12 protein-coding genes, 2 tRNA genes and 1 pseudogene are annotated in these 14931 nt (G+C 71.8%); 7 read left to right on the top strand and 8 right to left on the bottom strand.

Features of this window, described 5'->3' with window-relative positions; all coding sequences use genetic code 11:
- Nucleotides 1-108 precede the first annotated feature (108 nt).
- Nucleotides 109-651 (bottom strand): PPA1309 family protein, encoded by a 543-nt coding sequence (locus ACSURM_RS12910; protein ID WP_436955133.1) that lies wholly within the window; start codon nucleotides 649-651, stop codon nucleotides 109-111.
- A gap of 164 nt (nucleotides 652-815) precedes the next feature.
- Here ACSURM_RS12910 and ACSURM_RS12905 point away from each other — a divergent pair, with 164 nt between their 5' ends.
- The 4 genes and pseudogenes from ACSURM_RS12905 (at nucleotide 816) to ACSURM_RS12890 (ending at nucleotide 6102) form a co-directional block, all read left to right on the top strand.
- Nucleotides 816-3809: a UPF0182 family protein gene (locus tag ACSURM_RS12905; protein WP_436961060.1), complete on the top strand. Its 2994-nt coding sequence runs from the start codon at nucleotides 816-818 to the stop codon at nucleotides 3807-3809.
- Between the two features lie 41 nt (nucleotides 3810-3850).
- Nucleotides 3851-3924: transfer RNA gene (locus ACSURM_RS12900), tRNA-Met, on the top strand.
- A 210-nt stretch (nucleotides 3925-4134) separates the two neighbouring features.
- Nucleotides 4135-5960: pseudogene (locus tag ACSURM_RS12895) on the top strand (sel1 repeat family protein).
- A gap of 68 nt (nucleotides 5961-6028) precedes the next feature.
- Nucleotides 6029-6102, top strand: a tRNA-Met gene (locus tag ACSURM_RS12890).
- Between the two features lie 159 nt (nucleotides 6103-6261).
- Here ACSURM_RS12890 and ACSURM_RS12885 read toward each other — a convergent pair.
- Complete coding sequence (locus tag ACSURM_RS12885; RefSeq protein WP_436955132.1) at nucleotides 6262-6678, bottom strand: Fur family transcriptional regulator; 417 nt, start codon at nucleotides 6676-6678, stop codon at nucleotides 6262-6264.
- A gap of 145 nt (nucleotides 6679-6823) precedes the next feature.
- On the opposite strand from ACSURM_RS12885, the gene ACSURM_RS12880 reads away from it, so the two are divergent.
- Nucleotides 6824-8278, top strand: a complete 1455-nt coding sequence (locus tag ACSURM_RS12880; protein WP_436955131.1) for a catalase — start codon at nucleotides 6824-6826, stop codon at nucleotides 8276-8278.
- A 123-nt stretch (nucleotides 8279-8401) separates the two neighbouring features.
- On the opposite strand, the gene ACSURM_RS12875 is transcribed toward ACSURM_RS12880, so the two are convergent.
- Nucleotides 8402-8797: a CBS domain-containing protein gene (locus ACSURM_RS12875; RefSeq protein WP_436955130.1), complete on the bottom strand. Its 396-nt coding sequence runs from the start codon at nucleotides 8795-8797 to the stop codon at nucleotides 8402-8404.
- 143 nt (nucleotides 8798-8940) lie between these two features.
- Nucleotides 8941-9741, bottom strand: coding sequence for a histidinol-phosphatase (gene hisN, locus ACSURM_RS12870; RefSeq protein WP_436955129.1), 801 nt, complete (start codon nucleotides 9739-9741; stop codon nucleotides 8941-8943).
- A 215-nt stretch (nucleotides 9742-9956) separates the two neighbouring features.
- On the opposite strand from hisN, the gene ACSURM_RS12865 reads away from it, so the two are divergent.
- Nucleotides 9957-10613, top strand: coding sequence for a TetR/AcrR family transcriptional regulator (locus ACSURM_RS12865; RefSeq protein WP_436955128.1), 657 nt, complete (start codon nucleotides 9957-9959; stop codon nucleotides 10611-10613).
- Here the strand turns inward: ACSURM_RS12865 and ACSURM_RS12860 are convergent.
- The 4 genes from ACSURM_RS12860 to ACSURM_RS12845 form a co-directional block, all read right to left on the bottom strand.
- Complete coding sequence (locus ACSURM_RS12860) at nucleotides 10567-10890, bottom strand: DMT family transporter (RefSeq protein ID WP_030787784.1); 324 nt, start codon at nucleotides 10888-10890, stop codon at nucleotides 10567-10569. The genes ACSURM_RS12865 and ACSURM_RS12860 overlap by 47 nt on opposite strands.
- An 85-nt stretch (nucleotides 10891-10975) precedes the next feature.
- Complete coding sequence (gene rsgA, locus ACSURM_RS12855) at nucleotides 10976-11986, bottom strand: ribosome small subunit-dependent GTPase A (protein WP_436955127.1); 1011 nt, start codon at nucleotides 11984-11986, stop codon at nucleotides 10976-10978.
- A gap of 11 nt (nucleotides 11987-11997) precedes the next feature.
- Nucleotides 11998-13314, bottom strand: a complete 1317-nt coding sequence (gene aroA, locus ACSURM_RS12850; protein WP_436955126.1) for a 3-phosphoshikimate 1-carboxyvinyltransferase — start codon at nucleotides 13312-13314, stop codon at nucleotides 11998-12000.
- A gap of 28 nt (nucleotides 13315-13342) precedes the next feature.
- Nucleotides 13343-14065 (bottom strand): M50 family metallopeptidase, encoded by a 723-nt coding sequence (locus tag ACSURM_RS12845; RefSeq protein ID WP_436955125.1) that lies wholly within the window; start codon nucleotides 14063-14065, stop codon nucleotides 13343-13345.
- Nucleotides 14066-14115: 50 nt separating this feature from the next.
- Between ACSURM_RS12845 and ACSURM_RS12840 the strand changes: the two genes are divergently transcribed.
- Nucleotides 14116-14931 (top strand): SOS response-associated peptidase, encoded by an 816-nt coding sequence (locus tag ACSURM_RS12840; protein ID WP_436955124.1) that lies wholly within the window; start codon nucleotides 14116-14118, stop codon nucleotides 14929-14931.

Raw genomic sequence — 14931 nt, 5'->3', positions numbered from 1 at the left:
TACCGCGCCGCGGACCGAAGCGCGTCCCGCGGCGCCCGAGCGAGACGCCGTACCGAGGCGCCGTGCCGGAACGCCGTGCCGAGGCGCGTCCCCCGGCGGACGGGCGGATCAGTCCGCGAACGTGGCCACCAACGCGTCCGCCAGGCCCGGCACCAGGTCGGGGCCGGTCAGGACCTCCGTCGGGGTGTCCTTCTCGCGCAGCCGCAGCGCCGACTCGCGGCTGCCGTCACGCAGCACGGCCACCGTCATGCGGACCTCCTGGCGCTCGGGATGCCGGGCGACCCACTCGGCCAGCCGGGCCTCGTCCAGGTCGGAGGGCACCTGGGCCTCGGCGGACGGCGGCAGCATCAGCCGCTCCACGGTGAGGGCGCAGCCGGTGACCGCGTTGGGCCAGGCGATGGTGGCGAGGAACTCGTCCAGCGGCTTGCCGGACGGGACCTCGTCCTGCTCGATCGGGGTGAGACCGGCGGTCTCGGACTCGTCCTCGAGGCCCAGCTGGGCCGCGAGCGAAGGTTCCTGAGCCCGCAGCCGTGCGGTGTCTACAAGGGCGAAAAGGCGAGCGGGCTGGTCCCAGCCGAGGCCGGAGACGTACTCGTCGATCTCGAGTACGGCCCGGGTGAGCGGGCTCGCTGCCATGGGAGTGTTGGACATGGTCACAATCCTGCCTCGTTCCCGGCCGGAATCGGGAACCGAGTAAACGGTGAGTAAGTTGCATAGGTGTGGGCCCGCGGACACGGGGGGCCACGGCGGGCCCGCGAACCCGGGGGCCTGACGGAACGACAGCGAACTTCGAGGGGCGCACCTTGGCTTTCCAGATGCCGGACCGCGGCGGAGGCCCGACGGGGCCACGGATCAGGGCGGGCCGCCCCTCCAGGAAGGTGCGGGCCCTGCTCGTGACCCTGGGGGTCCTGGCCGCCCTGGGCATGGTGTTCACCATGTTCGCGGGCTTCTGGACCGATTGGCTCTGGTACCGGTCGGTGCACTACTCGTCCGTGTTCACCACCACCCTGTCCACGAAGATCGGGCTGTTCTTCGTCTTCGGACTGCTGATGGCGGTCGCGGTAGGCGTCAACATCTGGCTCGCGCACCGGCTGCGGCCCCCGCTCAGCGCCATGTCCATGGAGCAGCAGAGCCTGGACCGCTACCGCATGAGCATCGCGCCGTACAAGAGGTGGCTGCTGCTCGTCGTCACCTGCCTGGTCGGGCTGATCGCGGGCGCCTCGGCCGCGGGCCAGTGGCGGACGTGGCTGATGTGGGTGAACGGCGTGCCCTTCCACCAGAAGGACCCGCAGTTCCACCTCGACGTCGCCTTCTACGCCTTCGACCTGCCCTGGTACCGGTTCCTGCTGGGCTTCGGCTTCGCCGCCACCATCCTGTGCCTGATCGCCGCCGCGCTCACCCACTACCTGTACGGCGGGCTGCGCGTGACCAGCCCGGGTGCCCGGGCCACCGCCGCCGCGACCGGCCACCTGTCGGTGCTGCTCGGCGTCTTCGTCGCCCTGAAGGCGGTCGCCTACTGGCTCGACAGGTACGGCCTCGCGGTCAAGTCCAGCGACTTCAAGGCCACCGACAACTGGACCGGCCTGCGCTATGTCGACGCCAACGCCTATCTGCCGGCCAAGACCATCCTGTTCTGCATCGCCGTCATCTGCGCCCTGCTGTTCTTCGCCACGCTGTGGCGGCGCACCTGGCAGCTGCCCGTCATCGGCTTCGGCCTGATGGTGCTCTCGGCGATCCTGATCGGCGGCCTGTACCCGGCCATCGTGCAGAAGTTCCAGGTGCAGCCGAACGAGCAGGCCAAGGAGGCGCCGTACGTCCAGAAGAACCTGAACGCCACCCGCGAGGCGTACGGCATCGACGACACCGACGTCACCGGCTACGACGGCGAGTCCAAGACCAAGGACAAGAGCACGCTGCGCGGCAAGGTCGACGACGCGGCGAGCTTCCGGGTGATCGACCCGAACATCGTCTCCCCGACGTTCCAGCAGCGTCAGGAGATGAAGGACTACTACGGCTTCCCGGACAACCTGGACGTCGACCGGTACCCCGGCAAGGACGGCAAGGAACAGGACACGGTCATCGGGCTGCGCGAGCTGGACCTGGCCGGCGTCCCGAAGCACAACTGGATCAACGACCACTTCCGCTACACGCACGGTTTCGGCGTGGTCGCCGCCAAGGGCACCGAGGCCAAGGGCGGCGAGCCGGTGTTCACCGAGTACGACCTGCCGTCCAAGGGCGACCTCGGCACCTACGAGCAGCGGATCTACTACGGCGAGAAGACCACCACCTACTCGATCGTCGGCGGTCCCCAGGAGGAGATCGACTACTCCGACAACGACGGTGAGAAGCCGACCAGGTACCGGGGCGGCAGCGGCGTCAACCTCGACAACCCGGTCAACCGGGCCGCGTACGCGCTGACCTTCAACGAGCCGCAGATCCTGTACTCGGGCGCGATCGGCAAGGGTTCGCGGATCCTGTACAACCGCACCCCCAAGGAGCGCGTGGAGGCGGTCGCCCCCTGGCTGACCATCGACGGCGACGCGTACCCGGCGGTCGTCGGCGGCCGCATCCAGTGGATCGTCGACGCCTACACGACCACCAACGGCTACCCGTACGCCTCCCGTACGACCCTGGGCGATACGACGGCCGACTCGCTGACCGCGACGAACAACAACCGCGCGGTGGTCGCCCAGCAGAACCAGGTCAACTACATCCGCAACTCGGTGAAGGCGACGGTCGACGCCTACACCGGCGAGGTCGAGCTGTACCAGTGGGACACCCAGGACCCGGTGCTGAAGACCTGGATGAAGGCGTTCCCGGACACGGTGCAGCCCAGGAGCGCGATCTCCGACGACCTGATGGACCATCTGCGCTATCCGCAGGACCTGTTCAAGGTGCAGCGCGAACTGCTCACCCGCTATCACGTGACGGACGCCGAGACCTACCTGACCGGCAGCGAGGTGTGGCAGGTGCCCGACGACCCGACCAACAAGTCGGGCAACGCGGTGCCGCCGTACTACCTGAGCATGAAGATGCCGGACCAGAAGCAGCAGGCGTTCTCCCTGTCGACGACGTTCACGCCCACCGGGCGGGACAACCTGGCCGCGTTCATGACCGTGGACGCGGAGGCCGGCAGCAAGGACTACGGCAAGATCAGGATTCTGAAACTGCCGACCAGGACGACGGTCGACGGCCCCAAACAGGTACAGAGCGCGTTCAACTCGGACGAGAGGATCGCCTCCACAATCAAGCTCCTGAGGGGCGATGACTCCGACATCGAGTACGGCAACCTGCTGACTGTGCCGCTGGACGGCGGACTGCTCTACGTGGAGCCCGTCTACGTCCGCGGCGGCGGACTCAAACTGCCGCTGCTGCGCAAGGTCTTGGTCACCTACGGGAGTGATACCGCCTTCGAGAACACCCTCGACGAGGCGCTCGACAAGATCTTCGGCGCCAAGGGTCCGGCCACCAAGCCGCCGGGGACCGGCACCGACACCCGGCCCGGCACCAGCGACCCGACGGTCCGGCAGGCGCTCCAGGACGCCCAGAAGGCCTTCGAGGCAGGGCAGCAGGCGCTCAAGGACGGGCCGGACTGGGCCGCGTACGCCAAGGCGCAGAAGCAGCTCCAGGAGGCGCTGAAGCAGGCCGAGGAGGCCCAGGCGAAGGCCCAGTCCAAGGCCGGTGACAAGGCCGACGACAAGGCCGGTGACAAGGCCGGCGGGCAGACCGGCGACAAGGCCGGTGGCGAGACCGGCGAAAAGGCCGACGAGAAGGACGTCGGGAAGGACGGCGGCGAAAACCAGAGTTGATCAGGGTGCCCCCGCGCCGTGGTACGGTTGACACGCAACGGCGCGGGGTGGAGCAGCTCGGTAGCTCGCTGGGCTCATAACCCAGAGGTCGCAGGTTCAAATCCTGTCCCCGCTACTCATGTCGAAGGCCCGGATCCGGAAAAGGGATCCGGGCCTTCGTGGTGTGCGAACTCACATACCGGGGAGAGTGACGGCCGCGCCGCCGTGGGGAGTTGGGGGGTGTGTGTTTGACTTGTCACTCTGTGGGCATGTCGACAAAACGCCGAAGTGACCTTACGGGCTGCTGCGGTATACCGGGTGTACCCAGGTTGCGGGTGGTGCGACGATGGACGTTATGGGGGAGAAGGCAACTCTGTTCGAGTCAGGGCGATTTGCGCAGTCTTCCGGTACGGAGTCGGCCCGCGACGAGCTGGTGGACATGGGGGAGGCCGCCGAGGAGACGCGTCTCGCGCTCGCCGCGCAGAGCGGGGACGCCGAGGCGGCCAGTGTCCTGGGGGCGATGCTGCTGCGCCGCGGCGAGCTGGACGCGGCCGAACCCCATCTGCGCGCCGCCACCGCGGCCGGTGACCGGGCCGCCGCCAACAACCTGGGCGTCCTGCTGCACCAGCGCGGTTACCCCGAGGAGGCGGCCGGCTGGTGGCGGGTCGCCGCCGTGGCCGGGTCCGCCGCCGCGGCGCACGCCCTCGGCCGCTACCACCGCGAGCGCGGGGACGAGCCGGCCGCCGAGTACTGGCTGCGCCAGTCCGCCGAGCAGGGCCATGTCCTCGGCGCCTACGCCCTGGCCGACCTGCTGGAGCACCGCGGCGACGCCGGTGCCGAGGACTGGCTGCGCTCCGCCGCCGAGCGCGGGCACCGCGAGGCCGCCTACCGGCTGGCCCGGGCGCTCGACCGCGCCGCCGGGCACGGGGAGGAGTGGCCCGGGGAGGGGAACGGCCCGGACAACGGTGCCGCGGAGGCCGAGCAGTGGTACCGGCAGGCCGCCGCGCGCGGGCACCGGAAGGCCGCGCTCCAGCTCGGGGCGATCCTGGAGCGGCGCGGCGAGCTGAAGGAGGCCGGGCGCTGGTACCTGACCTCCGCCAAGGACGGCGAGCCGCGGGCCGCCTGCGCCCTCGGCTTCCTGCTGCGCGACGCGGGCGACACCCGGAGTGCCGCCGTGTGGTGGCTGCGCGCCGCCCAGGAGGGCGACGGCAACGCGGCCAACGCGCTGGGCGCGCTGCACGCCGAGCGCGGCGAGACCCAGACCGCCGAGCGCTGGTACCGGGCCGCGCTGGACGCCGGTGACGACAACGGCGCCTACAACCTCGGGCTGCTCTGCGCCGAGCAGGGCCGCACCGCGCAGGCCGAACAGTGGTACCGGCGGGCCGCCTACGCCGGGCACCGGGAGGCCGCCAACGCGCTGGCCATCCTGCTGCTCCAAGGCGGCGACGCGGCCGGGGCCGAGCCGTGGTTCTCCAAGGCCGCCGAGGCGGGAAGCGTGGACGCCGCGTTCAACCTCGGCATCCTCTACGCCGGACGCGGCGAGGAGCGGATGGCGCTGCGCTGGTACGAGCGGGCCGCCGCCGCCGGGCACGCCGAGGCCGCCCTCCAGGTGGGGATCGCCCGGCTGCGCGAGGGCGACGAGCGGGAGGCCGAGCGCCATCTGCGCTGCGCCGCGGGGGGCGGCAGCGCAGAGGGCGCATACCGGCTGGCCACCCTGCTCGACGCGCGCCGGCCGCCCGAGCCCGCGCACGAGCTGGGCGAGATCGTGCACGAGAAGACCGAGTGCGAGGAGTGGTACGAGCGGGCCGCCACCCAGGGGCACCGGCGGGCGCAGGTCCGGGTCGGGATGCTGGCCGCCGCCCGGGGGGACGTGGTGGAGGCGGCGCGGTGGTACCGGACGGCGGCCGAGGCCGGCTCGCGCAACGGCGCCTTCAACCTCGGGCTGTTGCTCGCCCGTGAGGGCAGCGAGCCGGAGGCGGCGGTGTGGTGGACCCGGGCCGCCGACGCCGGCCACGGGCGGGCCGCGCTGCGGCTGGCCCTGGTCTACGCGCGTCGTGGCGAGCTGGCCGAGGGGCAGCGCTGGGCCGACGCGCGGTGGAGCTGGGTCCGGCGGAGGTGGCCGAGCGGGCGGGCCGGCTGCGGGACGCGCTGCGCGAGGAGCTGTCGGCGTGACCCCGGCCACTCACCCGCCAAGGGATTTGCATCCCGGCTCAAGAGTCACGTAGTGTCTTGTTCATCGACGCGGGGTGGAGCAGCTCGGTAGCTCGCTGGGCTCATAACCCAGAGGTCGCAGGTTCAAATCCTGTCCCCGCTACTGAAGGCCGAGGGCCGGAATCCAGAAATGGGTTCCGGCCCTCGGTCGTTGTGTCCTCCGCTCGTTCCGGCGTCCGCCCGGTCCGGGCGGCGGAACCGGGCAGCAAAAAAGGGGGCTCTCGCCCCCTTCCGCCGCGTGTCACGCGATGAGCCGCTCAGGTCACGCGCCCGCGCAGTCCGGGCAGAGCCCCCGGTAGGTCACCTCGACGTCCGACACCGTGAAGCCGAAGCGCTCGGTGTCGGGGAGGTCGGCGAGCGGGTTCCCGTTGGGGTGGACGTCGCGGATCGCGCCGCAGCGGGCGCACACCAGGTGGTGGTGCGGCCGGTGCGCGTTCGGGTCGTACCGCTTGGCGCGCTTGTCCGTCGCGACTTCCAGCACCTCGCCGAGCGAGACCAGCTCGCCCAGGGTGTTGTAGACGGTCGCCCGGGAGATCTCGGGCAGTCTCGCGACGGCGCGCGCGTGGACCTCGTCGGCGGTCAGATGGACGTGCTCGCCGTTCAGGACCTCGGCCACCACGCGCCGCTGCGCGGTCATCCGCCATCCGCGTCCACGCAGCCGTTCCAGAAGGTCGCTCATGGCCACCAGCCTAACAGGAAGGTTCCCCAGATCGGGAATAGGTGTGACTTTGGATCATCACTTGACTTAGACAAAGTCCATTGTAGGATCGAGAACGGCTTTGGCCACAGGACAGGACAAGTCAGTGATGACGCAGGAGGCGCACGTGTCGCAGGGACCGCTCACCACGGAGGCCGGAGCTCCGGTCGCCGACAACCAGAACAGCGAGACGGCGGGCGTCGGCGGGCCGGTCCTCGTCCAGGACCAGCTGCTGCTGGAGAAGCTGGCCCACTTCAACCGGGAGCGGATCCCGGAGCGCGTCGTGCACGCCCGCGGTGCCGGTGCCTACGGCACCTTCACCGTGACCGCGGACGTCACCCCGTACACGCGTGCCGCCTTCCTGTCGGAGGTCGGCAAGGAGACCGAGGTCTTCCTGCGGTTCTCGACCGTGGCCGGCAACCTCGGCGCGGCGGACGCGGTGCGTGACCCGCGGGGCTTCGCGGTGAAGTTCTACACCGAGGAGGGCAACTACGACCTCGTCGGCAACAACACCCCGGTCTTCTTCATCCGGGACGCGATCAAGTTCCCGGACTTCATCCACACCCAGAAGCGCGACCCGTACACCGGCAGCCAGGAAGCCGACAACGTGTGGGACTTCTGGTCGCTGTCGCCGGAGTCCACGCACCAGGTGACCTGGCTGTTCGGCGACCGCGGCATCCCGGCGTCGTACCGGCACATGGACGGCTTCGGCTCGCACACCTTCCAGTGGAGCAACGAGGCCGGCGAGGTCTTCTGGGTCAAGTACCACTTCAAGACCGACCAGGGGATCAAGAACCTCACCGCCGAGGAGGCGGAGGTCCTCGCGGGCAAGGACCCCGACTCCCACCAGCGCGACCTGCGCGAGGCGATCGAGCGCGGCGAGTTCCCGAGCTGGACCGTGGGCGTGCAGATCATGCCGGCGGCCGACGCGGCGACCTACCGCTTCAACCCGTTCGACCTGACCAAGGTGTGGCCGCACGCGGACTACCCGGTCATCACGATCGGCAAGCTGGAGCTGAACCGCAACCCGCGCAACATCTTCGCCGAGGTCGAGCAGTCGATCTTCTCCCCGGCGCACTTCGTGCCCGGCATCGGCCCCTCGCCCGACAAGATGCTCCAGGGCCGGCTGTTCGCCTACGGCGACGCGCACCGCTACCGCGTCGGCATCAACGCCGACCACCTGCCGGTCAACCGCCCGCACGCCACCGAGGCGCGCACCCACTCCCGTGACGGCTTCCTCTACGACGGCCGGCACGGCGGCGAGAAGAACTACGAGCCGAACAGCTTCGGCGGGCCGCAGCAGACCGGCCGCCCGCTGTGGCAGCCGCTCGACAGCCTCACCGGCGGCACGGGCAACCACCCGACGCCGGTCCACGCCGAGGACAACGACTTCGTCCAGGCGGGCAACCTGTACCGGCTGATGACCGAGGCGGAGAAGGAGCGGCTGATCGCCAACCTGGCCGGCTTCATCGCCAAGGTCACGCGCCAGGACATCGTCGAGCGCGCGATCGGCAACTTCCGCAACGCCGACGCCGACTTCGGCAAGCGGCTGGAGAGCGCGGTGCAGGAGCTGCGCGGCTGAGCCGGCCGCCCTCGCGGCTGGGCGGGCCGGACCCATGGTGCTCTGGGTCCGGCCCGTTCGTGCGTTCGGGGCAGGAGGGCGGGATGCCGGGACGGGGGCCCGGCGGCCCGCCCGTTCCCGCGTTCAGGAGGCGGGCACGGGCTCCCGGGCCGGGACCCAGCGGCGGACGATGTCGCGGACCGAGACGATCCCGGCCACCTCGCCGCGGTCGAGCACGACCAGGTGCCGGAAGCCGCCGTGCGCCATGGCGCGGGCCGCCTCCTCCAGGGTCCAGGTCGGGGCGGCGAAGACGATGTCGGTGGTGGTGTGGGCGTGCAGGGGTTCGGCGTCCGGGTTCTGGCCCAGGCCGACGGAGTCGAGGATGTCGCGTTCGGTGAGGATGCCGATGCCGCCGGCGTCCGGGTCGAGGACCACGGCGGCGCCGACGCGGCGGGACGACATCAGGGTGGCTGCCTGGCGGAGGGTGTGGGCGGGGCCGAGGGTGAGGATCACCGTGCTCATGGCGTCACGGACGAGCATGAAGGGGCCACCTCCTGGGAATCCCGTGAAACCCCGGGATTCACTTGTTCACAAGTGGGGTGGGCCCAGGGTGACAGGGACAGGAAGGGTCAACAAGGGGGCGCGCGCCGCTCGTCGACGGCGCGCGCGGAGCGTGCCGGCGCTCAGGGGCGCGGGCCGAGATGCCCCAGCAGCTCGTCGTGCAGCAGGCCGTTGGACGCCGCCGCGTCGCCGCTGTGCGGGCCCGGACGGCCGTCGAGGCCGGTGAAGGTGCCGCCCGCCTCGGTGACGATGATCGCGTTGGCGGCCATGTCCCACAGGGACAGCTCCGGTTCGGCGCAGATGTCCACGGAACCCTCCGCGACCATCATGTACGGCCAGAAGTCGCCGTACGCGCGCGTGCGCCACACCTGACGGGTGAGGTCCAGGAAGCCGTCCAGGCGGTCCCGCTCCTCCCAGCCGGAGAGCGAGGAGTACGCGAAGGAGGCGTCCGCGAGCCTGCCGACGCGGGAGACGCGGAGGGGGGTGCCGGCGGCCAGGTCGCGGCCGGTGAAGGCGCCGTGGCCCTTCGCCGCCCACCAGCGGCGGCCGAGGGCGGGGGCGGAGACGACGCCGACGACCGGCTGGTAGCCGTCCTCCCCCTCCTCCATCAGGGCGATGAGGGTGGCCCACACCGGGACGCCGCGGACGTAGTTCTTGGTGCCGTCGATCGGGTCGACCACCCAGCGGCGCGGGCCGCTGCCCTCGACGCCGTACTCCTCGCCGAGGACGGCGTCCTCAGGGCGGTCGCGCTGGAGCCGGTCGCGGATCAGTTCTTCCGCCGCCTTGTCCGCTTCGCTCACCGGGGTCATGTCCGGCTTGGTCTCCACCTTCAGGTCGAGGGCCTGGAAGCGGGCCGTGGTGGCGGCGTCGGCCGCGTCCGCGAGGGCGTGGGCGAGGCGCAGGTCGTCGAGGTAGTCGGGCATGTGACGAACGGTATCCGCCAGGCTCGGCGCGGGGCCACAGGGGGCGGCGGGCGGTGGGTTCCGGACACGGCGGTACGGCCGCCCGCGGCCCGTGTACCGGCGGTCACCACCCCCGTACCTCACCGCACGCCCCCCACACCCCTCGCGAACCCTTGACAGTGCTCACAGGCCCGTCAAATCTGGGCGCTAAGTCACTGTGGCCCAGGGAGGCGCGGATGCCTGCTGCCCGGGAATCGTTGTTGGACGCCGCCTACGCGGCGCTGGCGCGCCGGCCGTGGGCCGCGGTGCGCATGGTCGACGTGGCCGCGCGGGCCGGGGTGTCCCGGCAGACCCTGTACAACGAGTTCGGGAGCAAGGACGGCCTGGCGCGGGCGCTGGTGCGGCGGGAGGCCGACGGCTACCTCGCCGGGGTCGAGCGGGCCCTCGCCGGGCCCGCCGAGGCCTGCGACCGGCTCACCGCGACCGCCGAGTGGACGGCCGCCGCGGCCCGGGACAACGTGCTGGTGCGGGCCCTGCTCACCGGCTGCTGGACCGAGCGGCTGCCGAGCCCGCCGCTCACCGCCGCCTACTCCACCGCGATGGTGCCGGCCCAGCGCCGGGCGGACGGGCCGCTGCCGGCGCCCCGCGACTTCGTACGGATCGTCCGGGACCGCGCGGCGACCGCGCTGGCCGCCCCCGGCACCGCCCCGGCCGAACTGGTGCTCTCCTGCGAACTGGTCGTCCGCCTCGCCCTGTCCTGTGTGGCGGCCCCACCCGGGGAGGGCGGCGTCGCGGAACTGGTGCGGGCGGTGCTCCCGCGCCACCTGACCGGGCCGGCGCGGCCTTCTAGTGCGCCGACCCCGACAGCTGGAGCCCGATCACCCCGACGATGACCAGGCTGATGGAGACGATCTTCAAGGTGGACACCAGATCGCCGAGGAAGACCATGCCGTAGATCGCGGTGCCCGCCGCGCCGATCCCGGTCCACACGGCGTACGCCGGGCCGACGTCGAGCTTCTTCAGGGACAGGGTCAGCAGACCGAAGCTGCCCAGCGCGAACGACGCGAAAGCGATCGTCGGCCACAGGCGCGTGAACCCGTGTGAGAGTTTCAGGCACACGGCGAAACCGGTCTCCAATATTCCGGCCACTATGACCAGCAGCCACGCCATGTGCTGTCCTCCCGTTGGGTCCGGATCTCCGGCTCGGTGTGATTATGCACTCACCGGACTGATGCCCGGGCAAACAACGCGGGACTCAGTCGCCTTCCCGGCGCTCCCGCGTGGCCAGCAGCCGGCGCAGCGAGTACAGCCGCGCCGGGTCGGCGTGCCCGTCCGCCACCCACGCGTCCAGCGCGCAGTCCGGCTCGTCGTGGCTGCACGCGCGCGGGCAGCCCGCGGTGCCGGGTTCCAGGTCCGGGAAGGCGTGGATCACCCGGGACGGATCGATGTGGGCGAGCCCGAAGGACCGCACGCCAGGAGTGTCGATCACCCAGCCGTCCGCACCGTCCAGCGGCAGCGCGAGCGCGGAGGTGGTGGTGTGCCGGCCCCGGCCCGTCACCGCGTTGACCAGTCCCGTCGTCCGCCGGCGCTCCTTTGGCACCAGCGCGTTGACCAGGGTGGTCTTGCCGACGCCCGAGTGCCCCACGAACGCCGTGACCTTGCCGCTCAGGTGGGCGCGCACCCGGTCCGCCGCCCCGCCGTTCTCCAGCTCCTCCCGGCTGGTGACGACGTACGGGATGTCCAGGTCGCCGTAGAGCTCCAGCAGTTTGTCCGGCGGGGCCAGGTCCGACTTGGTCAGCACCAGCAGCGGATCCAGACCGCCGTCGTAGGCCGCGACCAGGCAGCGGTCGACGAGGCGGGGGCGGGGCTCGGGGTCGGCCAGGGCGGTGACGATGGCCAGCTGGTCGGCGTTGGCGACCACCACGCGCTCGTAGGGATCGTCGTCGTCGGCCGTGCGCCGCAGCACCGAGGAGCGCTCCTCGATGCGGACGATCCGGGCGAGGGTGTCCTTCTTGCCGGACAGATCGCCGACCAGCGCCACCCGGTCACCCACGACGGCGGCCTTGCGGCCCAGCTCGCGGGCCTTCATCGCCAGCACGGGCCGGTCGTCCACCAGGCAGGTCAGCCGGCCCCGGTCGACGGTGAGGACCATGCCCTCGGCGGCGTCCTCGTGCTTGGGCCGGATGTTCGTGCGCGGCCGGTTGCCCTTGCGGTTGGGGCGGCTGCGGATGTCGTCCTCGTCGGTGTGCTTGCCGTAGCGGCGCATGGCGTACGTCCCTACTGCCCGAGCATCCCGGTCCACAGCTCGGGGAAGTCCGGCAGGGTCTTCGCCGTCGTCGCCACGTTCTCGATCCGCACGCCCGGCACCGCCAGGCCGATGATCGCACCGGCGGTGGCCATGCGGTGGTCCTCGTAGGTGTGGAACGTGCCGCCGTGCAGCGGTCGCGGGCGGATGTGCAGGCCGTCGGCGGTCTCCGTGACGTCGCCGCCCAGCTCGTTGATCTCCTTGGTGAGCGCGGCCAGCCGGTCCGTCTCGTGCAGCCGCAGATGGGCCACGCCCCGCAGGGTGGACGGCGAGTCGGCGAGCGCGGCCACCGCCGCGATGCCCGGGGTCAGCTCGCCCACGTCACCCAGGTCCACGTCGATGCCGTGGATCGCGCCCGACCCGGTGAACACCAGCCCGAACTCGGTGAGTTCGCAGGAACCGCCCATCTCGGTGAAGATCTCCCGCAGCCGGTCACCCGGCTGGGTGGTGCGGGCCGGCCAGTCCGGGATCAGCACCTTGCCGCCGGTCACCAGGGCCGCCGCCAGGAACGGCTGCGCGTTGGACAGGTCCGGCTCGATGGTCAGGTCCCGGCCGAGCAGCGCGCCCGGCGTCACCCGCCACACGTTCGGCTCGCCGCCCGACTCCGGGGTGTCCACCTGGGCGCCGACCGCGCGCAGCATGTCCACCGTCATCCGGATGTGCGGCATCGAGGGCAGGGTCGCGCCGGTGTGGCGGACCTCCACGCCCTGGTTGAAGCGCGGGCCGGACAGCAGCAGCGCCGAGACGAACTGGGACGAGGAGGAGGCGTCGACCGACACCGGGCCGCCGTCCAGGGCCCCGCCGCCGTGCACGGTCAGCGGCAGCGCGCCCCGGCCGTCGTCGTCGATCCGGGCGCCCAGCAGGCGCAGCGCGTCGATCACACCGTTCAGGGGGCGCTCGTAGGACCGGGGGTCCCCGTCGAACCGGATCGGGCCGTCGGCCAGCGCGGCCACCGGCGGCAGGAACCGCATCACCGTGCCCGCGTTGCCGACGTCCACCGTGGCCGGGCCGCGCAGCCCCGTGGGCAGCACCCGCCATGCCTCGCCGGTGCCGTCGGGGCCGACGCCCTCCTCGATCTCCACGCCCATGGCCCGCAGCGCGCCGGCCATCAGCAGGGTGTCGCGGGACCGCAGCGGGCGGCGCAGCCAGCCCGGCTCGGAGGCCAGGGCGGCGAGGACCAGGGCACGGTTGGTGACCGACTTGGACCCCGGCACGTGGACCGTCGCGTCGACGGCTCCGCTCGCGTGCGGGGCGGGCCAGAGGGCGGTGGAGGAGGTGTTCGGGGCCATGGGGCCACTTTATAAGGAGGGCCCGGGGTCAACCTTCCAGCAGCCAGCGGCCGCCGCCGATGAGCGAGCACAGCGACACCGCGTGGAACAGCAGCAGCCACAGGCCCGCCGGTACGTGCGTCAGCCGGGACAGCTGGTCGGCGTCCGAGTCGCCCGCGCCGCCCCGGGACCGCCTGGCCTGGAGCTCGAACGCCGGCCGGACCCCGCCGAGCAGCAGGAACCACACCACCGCGTACCCGAACGCCGCCTGCACCTGCGGCTGCGCCAGCCAGGACACCAGCAGGAACGTGCCGCCGGCGAGCACCACGGTCAGCACGCCGTAGGCGTTGCGGATCATCACCAGCATCGCCAGCAGCAGCGCGGTCGCCGCCCACAGCAGCAGGGTGACGCGGTCGGCCGCGAGCAGCGCGGCTCCGCCGAGGCCCAGCAGGGAGGGGGCCGGGTAGCCGGCGGCGGCGGTCAGGATCATGCCGGCCCCGTACGGCTTGCCCCGGCTCACGGTGAGCCCGCTGGTGTCGGAGTGCAGCCGGATGCCGGTGAGCTGCCGGCCGGTGAGCAGCGCGAGCAGACCGTGGCCGCCCTCGTGCGCGATGGTGACCGCGTTGCGGGATATCCGCCACACCGGGTGCGGGACCACGACGGCCAGCGCGGCGGCGAGCGTGGTCAGCACCACCCACAGGGCCGGGGCGGGCTGGGTGCCGGTGAGCCGGTCCCAGAGGTCGGGCAGCGCGGTGGCGGCGAGGCTGGCCATGTCCGGTGACGGCTCCCTGTTGTCGTGACGGGTCTGGCAGTGTGGCACTTATGTGCGGACGGTATGCATCGAGTCGTGGGCCCGAGGATCTCGCGGGTGTCTTCGGGATAGAGAAGTGGGAGCCCGAGGAGACCTTGGAGCCGGACTACAACGTGGCGCCGACCAAGGAGGTCTACGCCGTCCTGGACCGTCCTCTGAAAGACGCGGAATCGCCCCGTCCGGTTCGCCAGCTGCGCAAGCTCAAGTGGGGACTGGTGCCGTCCTGGGCGAAGAGCCCCGAGGGCGGCGCCCGGATGATCAACGCCCGCGCGGAGACCGTGCACGAGAAGCCCTCCTACCGCCGCGCCTTCGCCGCCCGCCGCTGCATCGTGCCCGCCGACGGCTACTACGAGTGGGTCACCGGCGAGCAGGAGCGCGAGCTGGAGGTCGAGGGCAGGAAGAAGCGGCCCCGCAAGCAGCCGTACTTCGTGCTGCCCGCCGACGGCTCGGTGTTCGCGATGGCCGGACTGTACGAGTTCTGGCGCGACCGGACCCTGCCCGACGACCACCCCAGCGCCTGGTGGGTCACCTGCTCGGTGATCACCACCGAGGCCGAACGGACCCCGCTGGCCGTCGCCCCCGCCGAGGGCCCCCGCTCCCTCGCCGACATCCACCCCCGGATGCCGCTGATGCTCACCCCCGACCGCTGGGACGCCTGGCTCGACCCCGCCCGCACCGACCCCGGCGCCCTGCGCGACCTGCTCGCCCCGCCCCCGCCCGGCCTGATGCGCGCCTACCCGGTCTCCACGGCCGTCAGCAACGTCCGCAACAACGGCCCGGAGCTGCTGAAGGAGCTGGAGGCCCCGGAAGAGGGCACACTCTTCTGA

The organism is Streptomyces sp. SudanB182_2057, from assembly GCF_964272715.1.
Classification (GTDB): domain Bacteria; phylum Actinomycetota; class Actinomycetes; order Streptomycetales; family Streptomycetaceae; genus Streptomyces; species Streptomyces rubradiris.
Note: the sequence above shows the minus strand (reverse complement) of the source record. Positions and strands in the feature narration are given on the sequence as shown.

What these genes read in the sequence shown, in the direction of transcription:
- rsgA (WP_436955127.1), bottom strand. Translation starts at nt 11,986, where the DNA reads ATGCGCCGCTACGGCAAGCACACCGACGAGGACGACATCCGCAGCCGC.
- aroA (WP_436955126.1), bottom strand. Translation starts at nt 13,314, where the DNA reads ATGGCCCCGAACACCTCCTCCACCGCCCTCTGGCCCGCCCCGCACGCG.
- ACSURM_RS12910 (WP_436955133.1), bottom strand. Translation starts at nt 651, where the DNA reads ATGTCCAACACTCCCATGGCAGCGAGCCCGCTCACCCGGGCCGTACTC.
- ACSURM_RS12905 (WP_436961060.1), top strand. Translation starts at nt 816, where the DNA reads ATGCCGGACCGCGGCGGAGGCCCGACGGGGCCACGGATCAGGGCGGGC.
- hisN (WP_436955129.1), bottom strand. Translation starts at nt 9,741, where the DNA reads ATGCCCGACTACCTCGACGACCTGCGCCTCGCCCACGCCCTCGCGGAC.
- ACSURM_RS12875 (WP_436955130.1), bottom strand. Translation starts at nt 8,797, where the DNA reads ATGCTCGTCCGTGACGCCATGAGCACGGTGATCCTCACCCTCGGCCCC.
- ACSURM_RS12860 (WP_030787784.1), bottom strand. Translation starts at nt 10,890, where the DNA reads ATGGCGTGGCTGCTGGTCATAGTGGCCGGAATATTGGAGACCGGTTTC.
- ACSURM_RS12840 (WP_436955124.1), top strand. Translation starts at nt 14,116, where the DNA reads ATGTGCGGACGGTATGCATCGAGTCGTGGGCCCGAGGATCTCGCGGGT.
- ACSURM_RS12865 (WP_436955128.1), top strand. Translation starts at nt 9,957, where the DNA reads ATGCCTGCTGCCCGGGAATCGTTGTTGGACGCCGCCTACGCGGCGCTG.
- ACSURM_RS12885 (WP_436955132.1), bottom strand. Translation starts at nt 6,678, where the DNA reads ATGAGCGACCTTCTGGAACGGCTGCGTGGACGCGGATGGCGGATGACC.
- ACSURM_RS12845 (WP_436955125.1), bottom strand. Translation starts at nt 14,065, where the DNA reads ATGGCCAGCCTCGCCGCCACCGCGCTGCCCGACCTCTGGGACCGGCTC.